Annotated in this window: 1 pseudogene; it reads right to left on the bottom strand. The window is 41.0% G+C overall.

The annotated features are described in order from the left end of the window. A pseudogene (locus QWU_RS10115) lies at positions 1-2,219 on the bottom strand (hypothetical protein); the annotation flags it as partial.

Below are 2,219 nucleotides of genomic sequence, written 5' to 3'. Positions count from 1 at the left end.
TTGTATTTTATCGATTACAATGTCTTTAGCTAGATCAAATTTTACCTTATTGTCTTTTTCACCTTTGGTAAGAGTAAGATTTGCACTTCCAGCAGCCAAATCCATTGGGTTGTCTGCATTAACATTGGTTTTATTTTTACCATCAACAGAAAGCTCCCAATTTGGGTATGTAGCGTCTTGTAGAGCTTTTAGCTGCGCAACATTCACAGCATCGGTATCTTTGGTACCCGCTGCGACACCTACAATCTGTCTGGTTAGGCCTTGCTTAGCATCACCAATGCTCAGTGCGCCAAGACTAGAGACCCATGTGTTGTCTTGTTTAGGTTCGTTCTTTCTGGTTCTAGGATCATAACCTGCAACACCAGCCTCAACATCTGCGATAGAAGATCCACCTAAGGCAATACTATCTCTAACTGATGCATTTGCATAAGAACCAATAGCAACTGCCCTTTCGGAGCCTTCTGCAACCTTTGCTGAATTACCAAGAACAAGAGCATCATAGCTTTTTTTATCGGCATAGGCATCAGAACCAATAACTATATCACAATCTAAAGCTTGTGCATTCTCACCAATAACAACCGAAGAGACACTCTTAGCTATTGCATTAACACCAATAGCAATCGAACCTTGACCATTAATTGTTGCTTTGTGGCCAATAGCAACCGAATCTATCACTGCGTCTGCATTAGCACCAATAGCAACACCTCCTTCGGTGGAACTTGCGTTAGCACCAAGAGCAAATGCAAATTCGTCATTAGCTTTTGCGCCTGCACCAAGAGCAACTCCATTTTCACCAGATACAGATGCATTTGTACCTAAGGCAATTCCATTTAGCACAGTTTTATTAGCATCTTTACCTACAGATGCACCGTAACCAAAAGCAAGCCCACCGACAGAGCTTTTACCAACTATGGCTTTGCTACCGAGAGCAACTGAGTTTTCTGCATCAGCTACCGCATCTGTAAAATCTTTGCCAGTAGTGTTAATTGCCAGACCTCTTGTGAATTTATAAAGCTGGGAACCATTTACTGCCTCGGTTGAATCTTTTGAAATATCTCCATTTGCAATTGCTTGGATCTTTTTACCACCAGCATCTATACCAGAAGTGGTTATTTTCGGGCCATTGGCAATCACTAAGCCTGTTGCGTCTAAGGTATTGTCTCCTGTTTGTACTTTATCGACTATAATGATCTTAGCTAGATCAAATTTTACCTTATTGTCTTCACCACCTTTTGTAAGAGTAAGATTTGCACTTCCAGCTGCCAAATCCATTGGGTTGGTTGAATTAACATTGGTCTTATTTTCACCGTTAACAGAAAGCTCCCAATTGGGGTTTATAGTGTTTTGTAGAGCTTTTAGCTGCGCAACATTCACAGCATCGGTATCTTTGCTACCAGCTGCAACATTCATAATCTGTCTGGTTATACCTTTCTCAGCATTACCAATGCTCAGCGCGCCATAATCTTTTGTAGACATCCATGCGGTGTCCTGTTTATTTGAGGTCCCTTTAGTAACAGGATCATAACCTGCACCACCACCCTTGACATCTGCGATAGATAATGAACCTAAAGCAATACTATTACCAACTGATGCTTCTGCATTATAACCAATAGCAACCGATCGATATGCTTGGCCCTCTGCGTAGTTACCAACAGCAACTGTTTCTTCTTGCATGGCCTTTGCTACATGACCAATAGCAATCGAATTAGAGGCGTCTCCGGTTGTATTAGTACCAATAGCGATCGCATCGCCTTTGGTGCTTTTTGCAAGATGACCAATAGCAATTGCATCTGTTGCACTGGCTGTTGCATAAGAACCAATAGCAACCGTGCCCTTATTTAAGGCTTTTGTCAGATTACCAATAGCAATTGAATCTTTTTCATCAGCTACCGCATCTCTAAATCGTTCGTCAGTAGTATTAATTGCTAAACCTCTTGTTAATTTATAAATCTGAGAACCATTTACTGCCTCGGTTGAATCTTTTGAAATATCACCATGTGCAATTGCCCAGATCTTTTTACCACCAGCATCTATACCAGAAGGGGTTATTTTGGGACCATTGCCAATCACTAAGCCTGTTGCATCTAAGGTATTGTTTCCTGTTTGTACTTTATCGACTACAAGATCCTTCGCTAGATCAAATTTTATCTTATTGTCTTTTTTACTTTTTATGAGAGTAAGATTTGTACTTTCAGCTGCCGAATCCATTGGGCTGGTTG

The organism is Bartonella birtlesii IBS 325 (assembly GCF_000273375.1).
Taxonomy (GTDB): Bacteria; Pseudomonadota; Alphaproteobacteria; order Rhizobiales; family Rhizobiaceae; genus Bartonella; species Bartonella birtlesii.
Note: the sequence above shows the minus strand (reverse complement) of the source record. Positions and strands in the feature narration are given on the sequence as shown.